The sequence below is a fragment of the Gemmata sp. genome (assembly GCF_051859125.1).
GTDB lineage: Bacteria > Planctomycetota > Planctomycetia > Gemmatales > Gemmataceae > Gemmata.
This window is the reverse complement of sequence record NZ_JBHYGG010000306.1, coordinates 1-16,836: the sequence shown is the minus strand read 5'-3', so window position 1 is coordinate 16,836 and position 16,836 is coordinate 1. Positions and strand designations below refer to the sequence as shown.

Genomic DNA, 16,836 nt, shown 5'->3' with positions numbered 1-16,836 from the left:
CCGATCGGCGCTCGGAAAATCGGCCGCCCGCGGGTATCGTATCCTGAAACCACCCTCCTCGGCGGGCGTCTTGAGGACGAGAGGACCGAACCTCAGAGGGGCAGAAGACAGGCGAGGTCACCAAGGGCACACCGATACCTGCCCCTCTGTCCTCTGAGCTTCTGCCAACTGGTTCGAATTCGCGATGGGACCGGAACAGCTAGCCGAACTGGTCGACCGCTACGGTGCCCCGCTGGTGCTGTACGCCCGGCAGTGGTGCGACTGCCCCGAGGACGTGGTTCAGACGGCGCTGCTGAAGCTCGTGCGGTCCCGGGTGCCGCCGGACAACCTGGTGCCGTGGTTGTACCGCGTGGTGCGGAACGGCGCGATCGACGCGGGCCGGGCCGCCCGCCGCCGGCACAAGTACGAGGCCGCGGCCGCCGACACCGCCCCGAAGTGGTTCTCGCCCGGGTACGACCCCACCGGCCTCGACGCCCGGGCGGCCGCCGCCGCGCTCGCCGACCTGCCGGCCGAGACCCGCGAGATCATCGTGATGCACCTGTGGGGCGGGCTCACGTTCGAGCAGATCGCCCGGACGATTGGGAGTTCGGCCGCGACGTGCTACCGCCGGTACGCGGCCGGGCTGGACACTCTGAGGACGAAGCTCGGGGCCGACGCCCCCGAGAAAACGACATGAACGACGCCGCACCCACCCCCGACGTGCCGCCCGCCCCCGACCCGCTCGCGGTCGTGCTGGCGAAACTCGACCCGGCCCCGCACGGGTTCGACCGCGACGCGCTGATGTTCTCGGCCGGCCAGGCGTCGAAGCTCAACGCACTGTTCTTCTGGCGCGTCGCGACGGCCGTCGCGCTGACCGCCGCGGCCGCGTTCGCGGCGCTGTACGCCACCCGCCCCGTGAAGATCGAGTACCACGAGCGGCAGGTGGTCGTGGACCCGGGCCGGTAGGGCGGCCGCCGCACACCGCGGTTCGGCCTCACTCCGCGAGGAGGTCGACCAGTTGCTTGAGGTGCTGGATCCCGCCGACCTCGCGGGCCAGGTTCTTGACCTGGGTGACGAGTTCGACCGGGTTCCGCGCGCCGGTGCTCACCGACGACTCCGCGACCCGCGCCCGCTTCTCCTTGCGGCTGGCCTGCTTCTGCTTGCTGCGGACGTAGTACACCATCGTCGGGGACACCTTCACCCCCGCGTCCGCGAGCTGCGAGATCACCTCGCGGGACGTGGCCTTGGGGTTCTTCGCGAACACCCCGCGGACCGCCTCGGACTTGTTGACCGACTTATCGCCCTGCCCGTCGTTGGTCTTGGACATGGTAGCTCCCAGATGTGCGCGCTCAGAAACCGGCAAAGACTCTAAGGTCTTAGTCTATGACTTTCGACCTTAGACGGTTCCGGATTGGCTGCGCACCGGAGCACGCCCCGGCCATTGGGCACGACACTCGCCACTCGAAGCCGTGGGCGTTGCACTGTTGAATCGTGGGCCTCGCGGGGGCCGCCCTCCGTGGCGGCCCCTACGAACCGAGCACTCAAGTACAAGCCGCACTCCGTGGCGGCCCGCCAGCCACCGAGGGTTTCAACCCGGCACCCCGGCGTCAGTAGTTGATCTGGAACTGGGCGCGGAGGACGCCGCCGCGGAAGTTCCGGTACGAGAGCGCCCCGTCGCGGTCGATCGCGCTGACGTTCACCCCGTCCACGATGCTGTACTCCAGGGTGAGTTCCATCTCCCTGCGGAAGTGCCACTCGGTCCCGATGTCCCACTGCGCGTGCGTGCCGTACGGCGCGTTGGGGAGCGACTTGTACCCGCCGCGGTAGTACTGGTACCGGGTGTACGGGATCACGTTGCCGCACCGGCCCGTGTCCCACTTGTACATGACCATCGCGTACCCGCCCTGGAGGGACCGGGTCTCGACCCGGTCCTGGGCCTCGCTGAGCCCCGGCCCGCGGCCCACGTTCCACTCCGACTGGAACCCGAACGGCTGCGGGTACCAGACGAACGTGCCGGCGATCCGCTGGTCCCGGTACCCGCGGTTGCCCCCGGTGCCCTCCGGGGTCTCCGAGTCGCCCCGGCCGCGGATCCGGATGTCCGACCCGGGCACCACGAACATGCCCGTGTACCCCTGGACGCTGGCCTCGACGACCTGCCCGTTGTCGAACTGGTGAGGCCACGTGAGCCGGGCGACGACGTGCGGCTGGAGGTTCTGTTCGAGCGTCGAGAGCCCCTGGCCGTTGTACACCCCCAGCGCGAAGATGCCGTAGTTCCCCGAGCCCTTGAGCCCGCCGTCCACCAGGTCCTTGAGCAGCTTCTGCTTGTCCTTCGGGGTCCAGTAGTAGAACACGCCGAGGTCGCGCTCGTTCAGGCTCACGGCGGTGTTGATGGCGTCGGTCCGGTCGAGCGGGACGCGGTTCTGGCTCGACTGCATGTTTTCAAAGCCGTACGGCACCTTCGACAGGCCGACCCGGAACCGGTTCACCCGGTCCTTGTCCAGGTACACGTCGCCGTAGAAGTCGCGGAGCTGGGAGAAGAACGCCGACGTGCTCACGCCCGGGAGCGTGACCGCGAAGTCGTACTGCGCGTACAGACTCAGGTAGTCGCTGACGTCGCCGAACAGGATGAACCGCGCCCGGCGGACGAAGAAGCCCTCGGCGTTGCCGTTGATCGACCGGTCGGCCGGGAGGTTCGGGTCGGCGCTGCCCTCGGTCTGGTAGAGCGTCCGCCCGTACCGCGGCTGGGCGTACCCGCGGATCGTGTACTTCTCGTACCACGACTTGCCCTTGCCCCCGGGCTTGTGGATCGTATCAAACAGCGACTTCACGCCGTAGTTGTCGTCGCAGTGGAGCCGGTCGTAGAGGCGGGCGTCCCGCCCCGGCGGGCCGGCGGTGCCGCCGGCCGGAGCCCCCGGCGCGGCAGCGGCCGGGGGCGCGGCCTCTTCGCCGAGCAGCGTCGAGAGCGCCGTGCCGGACTCGGTCTCGGCCGCGACGGTCGGCGGGGCCGCGGGCACCGGCGCAACGGGCGCGCTGTCCGGAACGGCCGGGGCCTGCGCCGCCGCCGATCCGCCCGCGATGGCCCACACCAGCACCGCAGCGGCCCCCCAGCCGCCGCGGCGCACGGCCGCAAACACCCTCATGCCAACTCCCCCGAGCCACGTCCGTTTCGCGGCCTGATACCTGTGGGGAATCGGGGTGTCCAGACAGAGAACAGTCGGCGATGATGAAGAACCGGTGATGGTTGTGTGAAACAGCGTGCCGCGGGTTTCCCCACGGCACGCGAACTTCCCAGACGTCCACTTTTCGACCTGGGCCGCGGGGGGCTCACGGCACCGCCCGAAGAGTTCCTCAGCGCTGGGGAGCGGAACTGCGACCGGCGGGGTTGACCCAGGCCGCTCCCCAGCGCTGAGGAACTCTTCGGATAGCGGTGCTGGAACAGCCCTCCCCGGGGCGGAAGCGGGGCAAGATGCCCGGGTGACGCAACATCACCCTGTTGCAGAGCAACGAGCTGGACGGGGACCGGGAAGTTGAGGTGAAGGTACCGCGGGCGGCGTGCCGACGCAATCACCATCACGTGCCGCGCCGTCCCGCGGCACGCCGTGTGCGGTTCCGTCCGCGCTCTGGTGGACACCCGGCCGCCGCAATATGATGGGGGCTTACTCTCCGCACCCTGACGCCGCGGCCAGACGCCCATTCGGGAGAGACCACATGCCCCGCCCCGTCATCGGGATCGCAACGCAGACCCTCCCCGCCTTCACCGGCGAGCGGCAGACGTGCTGGCTCATGGGCCGCAGCTACATCGAGGCCATCCGCGCCGTCGGCGGCGTGCCGTGGCTGATCCCGCTCGTGCCGCACGACACCGAGATGATGGGCGAGATCTTCGAGCGGCTCGACGGGGTGTTCGTCACCGGCGGCGTGGACGTGGACCCGGCCCGGTACGGCGAGCCCAAGTCGCCGCTGTGCGGGGAGACCGACCCGGACCGCGACGCGGTCGAGATCGCACTCTTGCGGCACGCGATGGGCCGCCGGCTGCCGGTGCTGGCCGTGTGCCGCGGGCTCCAGATCCTGAACGTGGCGTGCGGCGGGACGCTGTACCAGGACGTCGCCGCGCAGGTGCCCGCGGCGCTGAAGCACGACCACTTCCCGACCCCCGACAACCCGAGCCGCAAGTACCTGGCGCACGACATCACCGTGAAGGGCGGGTCGCGGCTGGCGCACATCCTGGGCGACGCGGTGGTGCCCGTGAACAGCATGCACCACCAGGCGATCAAGGACCTGGCCCCGGAGCTGGCCGCGACCGCCTACGCCCCGGACGGGATCATCGAGGGGATCGAGGGGACCGGCTCGCAGTTCGTCGTGGCGGTGCAGTGGCACCCCGAAGAGCTGACCGACACGCAGCCCGGCATGGCCCGCCTGTTCGCCGAGTTCGCCGCCGCCGCCGCATAGCGGAGTGAGCGAAGAGGTTTCATCCGCAGATTACGCCGACGGACACAGATTGAAAGTCGGAGATGCGACGCATGGAGCGTCTCGTCCCCACACGGCAAAGCAGGGCATCGCGACGTGTCAGCGGTCTTGCGGGCGTACGGCGACGACTTCGACGTGGACACCTTCCTCTCCACGCGGCCTGTGCTCGATCGAGCGGCGGGGCAGCTCTTCGCCGCCCGCCCGAGCATCTGGTATCCGTCCAGTCCCTGACCGAGTTCGCTGCCGGCTAAAGAAGGGGCGCCGAGCAAGGCTCTGCCGCGCCCCCGCTTTGTTGGTCCCAGGGCTCCGTTTACGGGCCGGCGCGCGGGGGCTCGGCAAGGTACGGGGTCACCGGCGGCCGTTGACCTGAGCGGCGTTCCCCGGCTGGAACGGGCGGAAGTCCGTGTCCGGGGTGATGTTCGTAATGAATCCGGCGAGCACCTCGACGGCCCCCTCGATGTCCGCGAGGCTGCACACCTCGGCCGCCGTGTGCATGTTCCGGTTCGGGATGCCGATGGCGGCGGTCGCCGCCCCGCAGACGGCCTCCTGGACGGCCTTGGCGTCGTTCCCCTCCAGGGCCCCGGTCGGGGACGGCTGGTACCTCACCCCCGCCCGGTCGGCCGCCGCTTTTAGCCCCCGCTCGACCACGATGTTCGTGTTCGGCCCGTGGGAGATGCACGGCCCGCCCCCGATCGTACACCCGGCCTTGGTCTGGCTGCTGGTCGCCGGGTCGTCGAACGCGAAGGTCACGTCCACCGCGATCCCGATCTCCGGGCGCAGGGCCGCGGTGGCCGTGCCCGCGCCCCGCGAGCCGACCTCCTCCTGGACGGTACTCACCGCGAACAGGGCCACGTCGAGGTCGGCGTCGGCGCACCGCCGGAACGCCTCCAAGACGACGAACAGGCCGGCCCGGTTGTCGAGCCCCGGGGCCGTCACCCGGTCGTTCATGAGTTCCACGACCCCGGGCTTGAACGTCACGTAGTCCCCGGGCCGGACGTGCCGCTCGGCGTCCGCCCGGTCGGCCGCGCCGACGTCGATCCACATGCTCCCGGTGGACGGGACGGACTTCGATTGCTGCTGGCTCTGGAGGTGGATCGGGGCCTTCCCGAACACCCCCTCGATCGGCCCGCCGGAGGTGTGAACGACCACCCGGCTGCCGGACACCACGCTCGCGTCGATCCCGCCGACGGGCTCGACCAGGAGGAAGCCGGAGGGGTCGATCTTGACCACCATGAAGCCGATCTGGTCGCAGTGGCCGGCCAGCATCACCCGCCGCGGGGCGTCGGTGTTGAGCCCGAGGATCAGGTTCCCGTGCAGGTCGGTCTCGACCCGGTCGGCCGCGCCGGCCCAGTTGTCGTGGACGACCTGCTGGATCTGGCCCTCGGACCCGGACGGGGCGGGGGTCATCAAGAGTTGGTAGAGGAGGTCTTTGCCGCGCTGATCCACGAGATGGCTCCACAGTCACGAGAGTCATGAGAAAGGAACGGGGGCGGGTTCCCCGACGGAACCCGCCCCTCGGGCTCACGCCTGGTTCCGGGCCCGGTTCTGGTTCTGCTGGTTCTGGTTCTCCTGGTTCTCGTTCTGGTTGTTCTGATTGTTCTGGTTTTCGTTCTGATTGTTCTGATTCTCGTTCTGGTTGTTCCTGTTCTGGTTGTTCCTGTTCTGGTTATTTTGGTTCTGGTTCTCCTGGTTTTCCTGGTTCTGGTTGCGGTTCTTGTTCTCGGCCATGACAAGGCTCCTATTGAGGTTTGGGAGAGATCCGTGCGGGGGTTTGGCCCGCGATGGTGTACGCCCGCATCACGCGCGCCCGACTTCCTGCCGGGGTCGAATCGGCACGTTCTCCCGACCCACATCCGGTCGGCACCCGACACCGGGGCCGAGCGGGTCCGCCACCCCGCATGAAACTGGGAGCCTGGGTGCCACAAATCAGAACCGACTTGCTCGGCAGGAGCGTGCGGCCCATCATGGAGTCAACTCGGGTGCGTGCGGGCGGACCAGGACCCTGAAGGTCCGGCGCCGAAGCGGCCTCGGCTTCCTGTTCTGGCCTTTGTGCTCCTGAAGGTCCTCGCTTCGGGTTCGAGGCACCTGCGCCCGGGGATCGGCGTTCGCGATGCACAATCTCGACTTCAGTTCCTGGCAGGCGGTCGTCACGACGCTGCTCGGTCTCGCGGTGGTCTCTCTCGTGATGGTCGGTATTCGCCTGCTCGTGATGCAGACGGTCCAGCAGCGCCGCCAGCGCGAGAACCGGCAGATCAACGAGCGCCTGCGCACGCTGATCGCCGCGTACAAGACGCTCGGGGGTTCCTTCACCGGCAACCTGGCGGTCGATCCGACGCACCTCCGCGACCTCGTCCGCCGGCAGGCAGCGGAGCCCGCCGGGACCGGCGAGGGCGCCCCGGCATCGGCCGCGTACGATCGCCCGCGGCGCGTCCGCGACGCCGTCGAGGCGGCGCTATCGGACGTGATTTTGCTCGGCACCGAGGAGCAGGTGCGGCTGGCCGCACGGGCGGCGACCGAACTCACCGCGGGCCGCCCGGTCCACACCGATGAACTGGTGGTCTCGCTGCGCGACTTCATCCGCGAGGTGCTCGACCTGGAGCCCGTGCCGCCGACGCTGGCGATCCCGAAGCAGGGGCCGACTCGCCCCGGCGGGGGCGGCGGAGGAAGCGGAGGAAAGGGCAAGGGTGGTGGCGGCGACCGGGCCGGTGCAAAGCAGGACGGCGAAAGTGGGGGCGGGGGCGACGGTGGTGCGGGCGGCGGGGCGGGCCTGGGCGTCGGCCTGTCGCGGGGTGCCGGGGACGACGGACGCGAGGCCGAGTCGAGCCCCGGGCGCGGGTAACGGGGTCCGCCCGGGGGTCGCGGGCCGCGTCGTTGCTCAGACGCGGCCCGCACCAACACATCAGAGAGAACTCGGGGCTCACGCCGCTCGCTGTGGCACTACTTCGCGGCCCGGAACGCGTACAGGAACTTGTCGCTGCGGACGTAAAGGGTGTCGTGCGCGAGGGCCGGGGTGGCACGGACCGGCTCGGCGAGCTTCACCGAATGGACCACGTCCGGCGCGTCCTCGCCCGCGACCACCACGGCGACGGTGCCGTCGAGCCCGGCAAGGTACAGGTGCCCGTTGGCGGCCACCGGCGAGGCGTACACCATCGGCCCGGCCTTCACCCGCTCGCCCTCGTACACGGGCTTGCCGGTCGCGGCGTCGAGGCACGTCATCTGCGGGCCGTCCTTGAACAGGTAGAACCGGTCGCGGTACACGATCGGGCTCGGGACGTACGGGAGCCCCTTGGCGTAGCTCCACGCCAGCTCGGGCTTCGCGCCCGGCTTGAGGGCGACCGCCCGGTTCTCGCCGCCGGCCAGGGCCTTCAGGTTCAGGTCCCACTCCCCGCGGGTGATCTTGCCGTCCTTGTCCGGGTCGTTGTTGTCGAAGAAGTCCTTGAACATTGTCTTCGCCGCGCCGGCCTTCGTGATGTGCCCGAGCTGCTCGTCGCCGGCGGCCTTGAGCATCTCCTCGAACGTCGGCATCTTGAAGTCCGCACCGCCCGGGGCCCAGCCCGAGTACACGAGCGCCCCCTTGTACGCGACGGGCGTCGTGCAGGCGACCGCCGACATCTTGTCGAGCGACCAGAGCTCCTTGCCGGTCTTCAGGTCGTACCCCGTGAGGGTCCGCGCGCCGGGGACCGCGAGCACCTTCGCGTCGCCGTCGGCCCACACGAGCGGCGTGCTGTACGACGTGAACGATTTGCGGTCGGTCTTCCACTTCTGCGACCCGGTCGCCAGATCGACCGCGTACACCGCCGAGTCCTTCGACAGGTCGCGGGCGAGGAGCACGAGGCCGTCGGCGAGGACGGGCGAGACGCCGGTGCCGAACTCGTTGTTCGTCACGGCCGTGGGCAACTCAAACCGCCACAGCTCCTTGCCGGCGAGGTCGTAGCAGATCAGCCCGCACGAGCCGAAGTACGAGACGACAGACTTGCCGTCGCTCGCCGGCGTGGACGCGGCCGGGCTCCCGTGGATCGGGTGGAACGCCTCGATCTGCTTGGCCCCCGCGTCGGCCCGCCACAGTTCCTTGCCGTCGGCGGTCGCGTAGCAGATCGTGAAGAGCTTGTCGCCCTCGAACGCGGTGAGGATCAGCTTGTCGCCGACGACGATCGGGGACGACGCGCCCGGCGGCACGGCGACCTTCCACGCGAGGTTCTCCTTCGGGCCGAACTTCACCGGCGGCTTCTGGTCGTCGGCGACCCCGGACCCGGCCGGCCCGCGGAACTGCGGCCAGTCCCCCGCGGTTGAGGTTGAGAGTGCGAGGCCGAGCGTGACACAGGACAGTGCGAGGCGCATCATGCGAAACTTCTCCGGGGACAAAAACGGGCAGCGTTCGGGTCGCGTGGGAGCGACAGTTGCTCGGGTTGAAGTCGTCGGTAGTTGGCGGGCCGCCACGGAGGGCGGCCCCTACAAACCAAACACGAACGATCTGGTAGGGGCCGCCCTCCGTGGCGGCCGGCGTGGGGCCAACGCTTCAACCGCGCGAGCGATCACGTCACACGCGCTCGATGACTTCGTCGGGCGAGAACCGGGCCTTCACGAGCGCGGCGGCCGGGTCGTCGGGGTGCCGGTAGCCCGCGGCGGCGATGACGACCGACGCGTACCCGCGGGGGGCGAGGCCGAGGACCTCGTCGTACCGCTCGGGCTGGAACCCCTCCATCGGGCACGCGTCGACCCCGGCCATCGCGCACGCCGACAGGAACACCCCCAGCGCGATGTAGCACTGGCGGGCGGCCCAGGCGTGCGCGTCCGGGTCGGTCATCTTCGACAGCGACCCGAGGATCCGCTGCTTGTACGGGTCGAGGGCGGCCGGCGCGAGCCCGCGGACCTCGGCGATCCGGGCGATGTGCCGGTCCACGTCGGCCGGCGTGGGCGGGTTCTTCGCGGCGAACACGACCAGGTGCGAGGCGTCCACGATCTGCGGCTGGTTCCACGAGACCGGGTGCAGCCGCTGCCGCACGACCGGGTCGGTGACGACGACGAACCGCCACGGCTGGAGCCCGTAGGACGACGGCGCCAGCACCGCGGCCTGTTCGAGCTTGGCCCACAGGTCCGGGGCGATCGTGCGGGCCGGGTCGAACTTCTTCGTGGCGTACCGCCACCGCAACTGTTCGAGCACGGCGTCGGGCGGGGTCGCGGGCATGGCGGCGGACTCCTGGGCGACCGGGCGCGACGCGCCCGAGGGGCGGCGACCTACGCGGGGAGGTCGTTCTCGAGGACGATCCGGTACCGGGCCCTGCCGGCGCGGAGGTGCGCGAGCGCCTCGTTCACCTTGGACATCGGGAACGCCTCGGTGACCGGGGCGATCTTGTGCCGGGCGCAGAACGCGAGCATGTCGGCGGTCGTCGCGGGGCTCCCGAGCGGCGACCCGGAGAGCGACCGCTGCGCCATGATCATCGGGAACGCCGGGACCGGGACCGGCTCGCCGACCGCGCCGACGAAGTGGAGCCGCCCGCGGGGGGCGAGGGCGTTGATGTACGCCGGCCAGTTCAGCGCGACGTTCACCGTCACCAGGATCACGTCGAGCGACCCGGCGAGCTTCGCCATCTCGGCGTCGTCCCGCGAGTTCACGACCCGGTGCGCGCCGAGCTGCTTCGCCTCGTCGGTCTTCCCGGCCGACGACGAGAACGCGACCACCTCGCACCCCCACTTGTTGGCGAACTGCAGGGCCAGGTGCCCGAGCCCGCCGATGCCGACGACGCCGACCTTGTGCGTGGGCCGCACGTCGAACTGCACGAACGGGTTGAACACGGTGATGCCGCCGCAGAACAGCGGCCCGGCCTTCGCCGGGTCGAGGGCCGGGGGCAGGGGGGTGGCCCACTCTTCGCTGGCCCGCACCTTGTTGGCGAACCCGCCGTGCCGCCCGACGATGGTGGCCTCGGCGGTCGGGCACAGGTTGTGGTCGCCGCTCATGCACTGGCGGCAGTGCATGCAACTCTTCGAGTACCACCCGAGGCCGACGCGGTCGCCGACCTTCACCGTCCGGACCCGGCTCCCGGCGGCCGCGACCGTGCCGACGACCTCGTGCCCCGGGACGAACGGGTACCCGGTCATGCCCCAGTCGTTGTCCAGCATCGACAGGTCGGAGTGGCACACGCCGCAGTGGCTCACGGCGATCTCGACCTGCTCGTCGCCGAGCGGCCCCGGCTCGTACTCGAACGGCTTCAGCTCGCCCTTCGGGGCGGTGGCGGCGTAGGCGCGGATCGGCATCGGGCACCTCCTGGCGACGTGTTCATGACCTATACCTAGCGACCCCCGCAGCCCTTTCACCGTGGGCGACCACGCGTGGCGGTGAAGATTCGGAGTGTGTTACATTCTGGCAGCGGGTGTACGGCCCGACCGACACGCTCGCGCTCCCCGAGGTGCTCCCGGGGTTCGCGGTCGAGGTGCGGAAGTTCTTCGAGTGACCCCACTACGCTGATTGCATGTCGCGCACCCCCGGGGTACCTTTCCCTCAACCCCCGGGAGACCAGCAATGCCCGACCTGGCCGACGGCGAAACGACCGAGATGAAGGGGTCCGGGAAGAACCCGTACCGCATCAAGAACGTCGGCGGCGTGTACTCCTGCACCTGCCCCGCGTGGTGCAACCAGTCGCTGCCCAGCAACGCGCGGACCTGCAAGCACATCCGCAAGCTCCGCGGCGACGCGGCCGAGGAGACGCGCCTCGCCACCGCCGGGCCGCTCGCCCCGCTCAAGCCGGCCGGGTCCGAGGAGGTCAAGGAGCTGCCCATCCTCCTCGCCAACGTCTGGACTGACGACCACGACCCGACCGGGTGGTGGATGAGCGAGAAGCTCGACGGCGTCCGGGCGTACTGGGACGGCAAGCAGTTCCTCTCGCGCCGCAACAACATCTACCACGCCCCCGACTGGTTCACCGCCGGGCTCCCGAACCACCCGCTCGACGGCGAACTGTGGTTCGCCCGCGGGCAGTTCCAACCGGCCAGCGACATCGCCCGAAGCCAGGGCACGCCCGACCGCTGGAAGGGGCTCAAGTACCTCGTGTTCGACGCGCCCGACGCCACGGGGCCGTTCGAGGACCGGCTCAAGTTCCTCCAGGACGGCGTCGGCAAGTGGAAGAACGGCTACACCACGCTACACGACCACGCGGCCTGCACCGGGCTCGACCACCTGCTCGCGGAACTGGACCGCGTCGTCGCGCTCGGCGGCGAGGGGCTCATGCTCCGCAAGCCGGAGTCGGAGTACGAGCGGACGCGGTCGGCCACGCTCCTCAAGGTGAAGAAGTTCCTCGACACCGAGGTGACCGTTTCGAGCTACGAGGCGGGCAAGGGCCGGCACAAGGGCCGGGTCGGCGCGCTGTGGGTGCGGCTGAGCAGCGGCAAGGAGTGCAAGGTCGGCACCGGCCTGAAGGACCGGGACCGCGAGAACCCGCCCGCGGTCGGCAGCATCGTCACCGTGAAGTACCAGGAGCTGACGCCTGACGGGGTGCTGCGGTTCCCCGTGTACGTCGGCGTGCGGCCCGACGGCAACCCGAACCAGCCCGCGCCCACGCGCCAGGCGAGCGGGGGGCGTCAGCCCCCCGAGGCGGTCGCACCCGCTCCCGGGGCCGACGCTCCGGGCTCGCCAACGGCACCCGCACCCGCACCGATTCCCGACCCCCAACCCCCGACCCCTGTTTGTGGAGGATCTACGATGGCAGCGACCGCGAAGCGGTACTTCGAGTTCATCGACGGCGACTCGAAGAAGTTCTGGGAGATCTGGATGGACGGTGCCGTGGTGACGACGTGCTGGGGCAAGATCGGCACCGCGGGGCAGACGAAGCCGAAGCCGTTCCCCGACGAGGCGAAGGCGAAGAAGGAGTACGACAAGCTGCTCGCGGAGAAGACCGGCAAGGGCTACAGCGAGAAGCCGCGCCCGGCGTGACAGCGGGGTTGAGGGAGGCTGGCGGGACCGGGCGCACGAGTGGCATCGTGCGCCCGGTTCCGTTTCGGACGACGTCAGGCCCGCTGGACCGGCCCGTGGTCGTCGCAGTGGTCGCCGTGCGGGTGGTGCAGGTGGCCGTCCACCAGGTAGTCGACGTGGTCGCCGTGCGGGACCGCCTCGTGGCCGCACCCCGGCCCGTGGACGTGGTCCTTCGGGTGGCCGCCGCAGTCGTGCGTCGGGGTGCAGGCGGCCGGGTTCGTGCCGTCGACCGACAGGGCGTGCTCCTCGACCCCGGTCGCGGTGACGTGGTGCAGGTGCCCGTCGTGCAGGTAGTCGGTGTGGCCGTCGTGTACGATCGCCGTGTGGCCGCACTTCGGGCCGTGGTCGTGGTCGTGGTCGTGGGGGCCGTGCTGATTCGCCATGCTAGTCGCCTCCGTCTTGGGGAGCCGCCGCCGGCGCCGCGTCCAGTTCACGGGCGTGCGCGAGCGCGTTGTGAATCAGATCGGCGACGTGCCGATCCGCCAGGGCGTAGTAGAGGTGGTTGCCGTCCCGCCGCCGGGCGACCAGCCCCTCGGTGCGGAGGACCCGCAACCGCTGCGACACCGTCGAGATCTTGTCGTCCACGGCGGCCGCGATCTCCGTCACACACATCTCCCCGGCCTTGAGCAGGTCGAGGACGCGGAGCCGCGGGGCGTCCGCCATCGCCCGGAACAGTTGCGCCGCCCGCTCCAACGAGGCCGGCGGTAAGGCCGGCCCCGCTGTCGCGTGGTCGCTCGCTCCGCAAGCCGGAGGGTGTGGTTTCATGATCGGCACCTACTACGCAATTTCAACACTTAATCAAATAGCATAGCTGATCGCGGAGGTCAACCATATTTGCTTGATTTCCCGAGTGTTGAGGGGCGCGATCTGTTGCCGACGACATCGGCCCCGCCCGACGCCTCTGCCAGAACCGAGAGCCCGCTCCGGCGGGGCGGTCGGCGGGCTCGGGTTGCTCCTGGCGACCCAGAGCCCCGGGACTTCGACGACCGGTGCCGGGACCAGGTGCTGACGTGGTTGATCGGGTGGGTGACGCAGGTGGTGGCGATCAGCAAGCTGAAACCGATGCTGGAGGGCCGGCCCGGTGAGGGGTTCACCGGGCCGCCCGCCGCAGCGGCCCGCGTGAGGCGAACACGACAACCGAGCGCCGCTCACGCCGCCTTGCGGAGCGGGTGGGCGAACGACCACTCGTGCCCGAACGGGTCCGTCACCTTGCCGTACCGGTCGCCCCAGAAGGCGTCGGCCGCCGGCATGCTCACGGTCGCGCCGGCCGCCGCGGCCCTCGCGATCGCCGCGTCGCAGTTGTCCACGTCGAGGTGCAGCGTCACCGACGGTCCGCCCGGCTTCGGGGCGCGCGACACGCCGCCGCAGTGCTCGGGGAAGTCGTCGCACAGGAACAGCGATGCATCGCCGATCTTGAGTTCGACGTGCAGCAACCGCACGCCGTCGCCGGCCGTCATCCGGGCCACCTCGACCGCCCCCAGGGCGGTCTTGTAGAACTCCACCGCCTCCGCCGCACCGCTCACGACCAGGTGCGGGACCAGCCCGTGCTTCTCGCGCTTCGCCATGTCGAGCCCCCTTTCCCCCTCCGAACAACTCACCCCCGCTTGATACCCGACGCGCGCCGGCCGCGCAAGGTCCGTTGCCGCAATTTCGATGATCCTGCGTTCACTACTCATCGGTCGGGGGAACCGGCGGGCGTGAACCTTTCCGTGCGGGCGGCTGTCCGGGTGGGAGGTGCCGTCATGACTCCGATCCGCAAGTACCCGCGAACGCAGCACCTCGTCGGCTCGGGGCTCCAGCCCGGCGACGAGGACCTCGACGCCGTCCCGATGGCGGCGCTGGTCGGCCGGCACGTCGTCGTCGAAGAGAAAATGGACGGCGCGAACTGCGGGGCGAGCTTCGGCCCGGACCTCGCCCTCGTGCTCCAGTCGCGCGGGCACTACCTTCAGGGTGGGCCGCGGGAGAAGCAGTTCGCCCTGTTCAAGCAGTGGGCCGCCGCGCTCGCCGACCGGCTCCTCGACCGGCTCGAAGCGCGGTACGTCATGTACGGCGAGTGGCTGTACGCGAAGCACTCGGTCTACTACGACGCGCTGCCGCACTACTTCATGGAGTTCGACGCCCTCGACACGGTCACCGGCGCGTTCCTCGACACGCCGCGGCGCGCCGAGTTGCTCGCGGGGCTGCCGGTGACGCCGGTGAAGGTGCTGTACGCGGGCGAGTTCCCCGGCGAGGCCGCGCTGCGGGCGCTGATCGGCCCGTCGCACTTCATCACCGCCGACGCGCCGACGCGCTTCCGCGAGGAGGTCGCGCGGCTGGACTGGGACGTGGAGCGGGCCGTGAGGCAGACCGACCTGAGCGGCCAGATGGAGGGGCTGTACGTGAAGGTGGAGGAGGGCGGGGCGGTCACCGAGCGGTACAAGTTCGTGCGGCCCGAGTTCCTTCAAACCGTGACCGCCGACGGCCACTGGCAGGACCGCCCGCTCGTCCCCAACCGCCTCGCCGACGGAGCGGAACTGTTCGGGGAGTGAATTGGCGGGCGTCTTTCAGAGTAGGAGACTCGCTCCGCGAGTCGCACCCCGGTGCAACGACTGGCACGGGGGCGCATCGAACGGGCGGCCGGTGTCACTGGCGGAGCGAGTGACCTACTTTGGGCCGCGTCACTTCTTCTTGCAGTAGCTGATCGCCAGCAGCGCGAACGCGGTCGCCAGGTCAACTGTTCCCGTCGATCAACGGTGCCCTACCCTCTCCTCTGGTAGCCAGTTGTCCTGCACGAAGTCTGCGAGTGTCGCGTACCACTGGTCGGGTATGCCCATGCTCCGGTTCGGCCCTCGAAGGAACACCAGACCCCAGGGACGATCCGGACCGAACCCCTCGTCGCAGTGTACGACCCCGACGGTGGGGTTCCACGGCAAGCCGTCGAGGACCACCCAGCAGGCGTGCCGCCGGTAGGGCTGGCCGAAGCTCCAGTCGAGTTCGACCGGGTACGGCTCGACTCGGTACTGGCGAATGACGGCTTGGACGGTGGGGTCATGAGCGGCTGTCCGTTCCCGCTCTACGAGATCGATCACGGTGTCCCGGTCCACGGCCAACTCCTCGGGTTGAACGCGACCACCTGGGTCGAGACGTGAACCGGGCTGGGGCTGACCCTACTTCTTGGCCTTGTGGCAGTAGGATATTGCTAAAAGAGCGAACGCGGTCGCGAGCACGGGCACGCCTTCGAGGAAGGCGTTGTTCGCGTTGACCCAGCTCCCGTCGGCCTTCTGGGTCTTCTTGAGCTGGTCGAACAGCTCCTGCCGCCAGTCGTGCTTGGTGCCCTTGGCGTCCGCGAACTCGTCCTCGCCCAACGCGTCCATCGCCTTGGCGAACGTGCCGTAGTAGTAGAACAGGCCGCTGTCCTTCTGGCCCGGGTTCTCGGTCACGCTGTAGTTCTTGCGGACCCAGGCGACGGCGGCCTTCACCCGCGGGTCGTCCTTGCCCACGCCGGCGTACAGGAACGACTTGAGCCCGGCGTAGGTCATCGCGCCCTCGCTCCGGAGCCCGCCCTCGCCGGTCCGCTTCGGGCTGTCGCCCTTGTCCTGGTCCGCGGGGTTGTACACGAACCCGCCCGCGTCGCCCTCGGCGGCCTTGGCCGCGAACGGCTGGTCGTTGAACTCGCTCCTGAGGTTCTGGCACCGGCTCACGTACACCAGCGCCTTCTTGATCGACGGGTCGTCCTTGCTCACCCCGGCGGCCAGCAGCGCCTCGACCATGAAGTGCGTGTTCGACAGGTCCGGCCGGCTCTTCCCGTCGTACCCGACGCCGCCGTGGTCCAGCTTCTTGTCGTCCCCGTCGGTCTGGAGCCCCTTGACGAACTTGACCGCGTTGGCAATGACCTTGTCGTACTTGCCGCCGGCGTTCAGCTCCTTGAACGTCATGAGGGCCAGGTTCGTCATGTAGTTGGCCTGGCCCCGCCCGTACACCCCGCCGTCCTGCTGGACGTTCTTCTCCAGGTACGCGACCCCCTTGGTGACGACCGGGTTGTCGGCCGGGACGCCGTTGCGGAGCAGCGACGACACGACCAGCGCCGTGAGGCCCGGCTCGCCGGCCTTCGCGAAGAAGTCGCCGCCGGGCTGCTGCGCGCCCTTCAGGTAGCCCAGCGCCTTCTCGACCACCGGCTTGATGTCGTCGGGGGTGGGTGCGGCCAGCGCGCGGCACGGGAACGCGGTCGCGGCGCCGGTCGCTGCGGCGGCCTTCATCCAGTCTCGGCGGGTGAGCATCGGCGAACTCCGGGTGTGCGATCGAGGGGCGAGAGAGGTGAGCAACCGGCGTGCCCCGGTGCGGGCACGCGGTACTGCAAGGGTAGCCGCCCGCGTGTCCGCCGGGAATGGACATTCGGTGGCCACGGGTGGGCACCACGTGTTCTGGCGAGCCGGGAGCGTCAGCGACCGGAG

The 16,836-nt window shown here is 69.9% G+C and carries 18 protein-coding genes; 6 read left to right on the top strand and 12 right to left on the bottom strand.

Annotation, left to right across the window (positions count from 1 at the left end):
- Positions 1–184: 184 nt before the first annotated feature.
- The gene (locus ACTIGN_RS33040; RefSeq protein WP_439632028.1) at positions 185–676 is read left to right on the top strand and encodes an RNA polymerase sigma factor; all 492 of its coding nucleotides are present in this window, start codon (positions 185–187) and stop codon (positions 674–676) included.
- Complete coding sequence (locus ACTIGN_RS33035; RefSeq protein ID WP_439632026.1) at positions 673–945, top strand: hypothetical protein; 273 nt, start codon at positions 673–675, stop codon at positions 943–945. Before ACTIGN_RS33040 ends, ACTIGN_RS33035 begins: the two co-directional genes overlap by 4 nt.
- Positions 946–973: 28 nt before the next feature.
- Here ACTIGN_RS33035 and ACTIGN_RS33030 read toward each other — a convergent pair whose 3' ends face one another.
- Both ACTIGN_RS33030 and ACTIGN_RS33025 read right to left on the bottom strand, forming a co-directional pair.
- The gene (locus ACTIGN_RS33030) at positions 974–1,306 is read right to left on the bottom strand and encodes a hypothetical protein (RefSeq protein ID WP_439632024.1); all 333 of its coding nucleotides are present in this window, start codon (positions 1,304–1,306) and stop codon (positions 974–976) included.
- Between the two features lie 280 nt (positions 1,307–1,586).
- Positions 1,587–3,119 (bottom strand): porin, encoded by a 1,533-nt coding sequence (locus ACTIGN_RS33025; protein WP_439632022.1) that lies wholly within the window; start codon positions 3,117–3,119, stop codon positions 1,587–1,589.
- Between the two features lie 568 nt (positions 3,120–3,687).
- On the opposite strand from ACTIGN_RS33025, the gene ACTIGN_RS33020 reads away from it, so the two are divergent.
- Positions 3,688–4,425, top strand: a complete 738-nt coding sequence (locus ACTIGN_RS33020; protein WP_439632052.1) for a gamma-glutamyl-gamma-aminobutyrate hydrolase family protein — start codon at positions 3,688–3,690, stop codon at positions 4,423–4,425.
- A gap of 366 nt (positions 4,426–4,791) precedes the next feature.
- On the opposite strand, the gene ACTIGN_RS33015 is transcribed toward ACTIGN_RS33020, so the two are convergent.
- Together ACTIGN_RS33015 and ACTIGN_RS33010 are read right to left on the bottom strand one after the other, a co-directional pair.
- A complete protein-coding gene (locus ACTIGN_RS33015; protein WP_439632020.1) occupies positions 4,792–5,889 on the bottom strand; it encodes a M20/M25/M40 family metallo-hydrolase in 1,098 nt (365 codons plus the stop codon).
- Between the two features lie 75 nt (positions 5,890–5,964).
- Positions 5,965–6,171, bottom strand: coding sequence for a hypothetical protein (locus tag ACTIGN_RS33010; RefSeq protein WP_439632018.1), 207 nt, complete (start codon positions 6,169–6,171; stop codon positions 5,965–5,967).
- 382 nt (positions 6,172–6,553) lie between these two features.
- On the opposite strand from ACTIGN_RS33010, the gene ACTIGN_RS33005 reads away from it, so the two are divergent.
- A complete protein-coding gene (locus ACTIGN_RS33005) occupies positions 6,554–7,282 on the top strand; it encodes a hypothetical protein (RefSeq protein ID WP_439632016.1) in 729 nt (242 codons plus the stop codon).
- A 98-nt stretch (positions 7,283–7,380) separates the two neighbouring features.
- Here ACTIGN_RS33005 and ACTIGN_RS33000 read toward each other — a convergent pair whose 3' ends face one another.
- The 3 genes from ACTIGN_RS33000 to ahr form a co-directional block, all read right to left on the bottom strand.
- Complete coding sequence (locus tag ACTIGN_RS33000; protein ID WP_439632014.1) at positions 7,381–8,784, bottom strand: outer membrane protein assembly factor BamB family protein; 1,404 nt, start codon at positions 8,782–8,784, stop codon at positions 7,381–7,383.
- A 196-nt stretch (positions 8,785–8,980) separates the two neighbouring features.
- Positions 8,981–9,628, bottom strand: coding sequence for an NAD(P)H-dependent oxidoreductase (locus ACTIGN_RS32995; RefSeq protein WP_439632012.1), 648 nt, complete (start codon positions 9,626–9,628; stop codon positions 8,981–8,983).
- 50 nt (positions 9,629–9,678) lie between these two features.
- The gene (ahr, locus tag ACTIGN_RS32990) at positions 9,679–10,695 is read right to left on the bottom strand and encodes an NADPH-dependent aldehyde reductase Ahr (protein WP_439632010.1); all 1,017 of its coding nucleotides are present in this window, start codon (positions 10,693–10,695) and stop codon (positions 9,679–9,681) included.
- 265 nt (positions 10,696–10,960) lie between these two features.
- On the opposite strand from ahr, the gene ACTIGN_RS32985 reads away from it, so the two are divergent.
- A complete protein-coding gene (locus ACTIGN_RS32985) occupies positions 10,961–12,367 on the top strand; it encodes a DNA ligase (protein ID WP_439632008.1) in 1,407 nt (468 codons plus the stop codon).
- A 74-nt stretch (positions 12,368–12,441) separates the two neighbouring features.
- Here the strand turns inward: ACTIGN_RS32985 and ACTIGN_RS32980 are convergent, their stop codons facing one another.
- The 3 genes from ACTIGN_RS32980 to ACTIGN_RS32970 all read right to left on the bottom strand — a co-directional run bounded on the left by ACTIGN_RS32980 (position 12,442) and on the right by ACTIGN_RS32970 (position 13,971).
- Positions 12,442–12,789, bottom strand: a complete 348-nt coding sequence (locus tag ACTIGN_RS32980) for a hypothetical protein (RefSeq protein WP_439632007.1) — start codon at positions 12,787–12,789, stop codon at positions 12,442–12,444.
- Position 12,790: 1 nt separating this feature from the next.
- Positions 12,791–13,171 (bottom strand): ArsR/SmtB family transcription factor, encoded by a 381-nt coding sequence (locus ACTIGN_RS32975; protein WP_439632005.1) that lies wholly within the window; start codon positions 13,169–13,171, stop codon positions 12,791–12,793.
- A 383-nt stretch (positions 13,172–13,554) separates the two neighbouring features.
- A complete protein-coding gene (locus ACTIGN_RS32970; protein ID WP_439632003.1) occupies positions 13,555–13,971 on the bottom strand; it encodes a VOC family protein in 417 nt (138 codons plus the stop codon).
- Between the two features lie 177 nt (positions 13,972–14,148).
- Between ACTIGN_RS32970 and ACTIGN_RS32965 the strand changes: the two genes are divergently transcribed.
- Complete coding sequence (locus tag ACTIGN_RS32965; protein WP_439632001.1) at positions 14,149–14,934, top strand: RNA ligase family protein; 786 nt, start codon at positions 14,149–14,151, stop codon at positions 14,932–14,934.
- Between the two features lie 198 nt (positions 14,935–15,132).
- Here ACTIGN_RS32965 and ACTIGN_RS32960 read toward each other — a convergent pair whose 3' ends face one another.
- Both ACTIGN_RS32960 and ACTIGN_RS32955 read right to left on the bottom strand, forming a co-directional pair.
- Positions 15,133–15,489 (bottom strand): hypothetical protein, encoded by a 357-nt coding sequence (locus ACTIGN_RS32960; RefSeq protein ID WP_439631999.1) that lies wholly within the window; start codon positions 15,487–15,489, stop codon positions 15,133–15,135.
- Positions 15,490–15,552: 63 nt separating this feature from the next.
- Complete coding sequence (locus ACTIGN_RS32955) at positions 15,553–16,662, bottom strand: prenyltransferase/squalene oxidase repeat-containing protein (RefSeq protein ID WP_439631997.1); 1,110 nt, start codon at positions 16,660–16,662, stop codon at positions 15,553–15,555.
- Positions 16,663–16,836: the final 174 nt, after the last annotated feature.

Coding starts and splice junctions, on each gene's coding strand:
- ACTIGN_RS32980 (WP_439632007.1), bottom strand. CDS start 12,789: ATGGCGAATCAGCACGGCCCCCACGACCACGACCACGACCACGGCCCG.
- ACTIGN_RS32965 (WP_439632001.1), top strand. CDS start 14,149: ATGACTCCGATCCGCAAGTACCCGCGAACGCAGCACCTCGTCGGCTCG.
- ACTIGN_RS33040 (WP_439632028.1), top strand. CDS start 185: ATGGGACCGGAACAGCTAGCCGAACTGGTCGACCGCTACGGTGCCCCG.
- ACTIGN_RS32975 (WP_439632005.1), bottom strand. CDS start 13,171: ATGAAACCACACCCTCCGGCTTGCGGAGCGAGCGACCACGCGACAGCG.
- ACTIGN_RS33020 (WP_439632052.1), top strand. CDS start 3,688: ATGCCCCGCCCCGTCATCGGGATCGCAACGCAGACCCTCCCCGCCTTC.
- ACTIGN_RS33000 (WP_439632014.1), bottom strand. CDS start 8,784: ATGATGCGCCTCGCACTGTCCTGTGTCACGCTCGGCCTCGCACTCTCA.
- ACTIGN_RS33035 (WP_439632026.1), top strand. CDS start 673: ATGAACGACGCCGCACCCACCCCCGACGTGCCGCCCGCCCCCGACCCG.
- ahr (WP_439632010.1), bottom strand. CDS start 10,695: ATGCCGATCCGCGCCTACGCCGCCACCGCCCCGAAGGGCGAGCTGAAG.
- ACTIGN_RS33030 (WP_439632024.1), bottom strand. CDS start 1,306: ATGTCCAAGACCAACGACGGGCAGGGCGATAAGTCGGTCAACAAGTCC.
- ACTIGN_RS32995 (WP_439632012.1), bottom strand. CDS start 9,628: ATGCCCGCGACCCCGCCCGACGCCGTGCTCGAACAGTTGCGGTGGCGG.
- ACTIGN_RS33005 (WP_439632016.1), top strand. CDS start 6,554: ATGCACAATCTCGACTTCAGTTCCTGGCAGGCGGTCGTCACGACGCTG.
- ACTIGN_RS33025 (WP_439632022.1), bottom strand. CDS start 3,119: ATGAGGGTGTTTGCGGCCGTGCGCCGCGGCGGCTGGGGGGCCGCTGCG.
- ACTIGN_RS32955 (WP_439631997.1), bottom strand. CDS start 16,662: ATGCTCACCCGCCGAGACTGGATGAAGGCCGCCGCAGCGACCGGCGCC.
- ACTIGN_RS32985 (WP_439632008.1), top strand. CDS start 10,961: ATGCCCGACCTGGCCGACGGCGAAACGACCGAGATGAAGGGGTCCGGG.
- ACTIGN_RS33010 (WP_439632018.1), bottom strand. CDS start 6,171: ATGGCCGAGAACAAGAACCGCAACCAGAACCAGGAAAACCAGGAGAAC.
- ACTIGN_RS32970 (WP_439632003.1), bottom strand. CDS start 13,971: ATGGCGAAGCGCGAGAAGCACGGGCTGGTCCCGCACCTGGTCGTGAGC.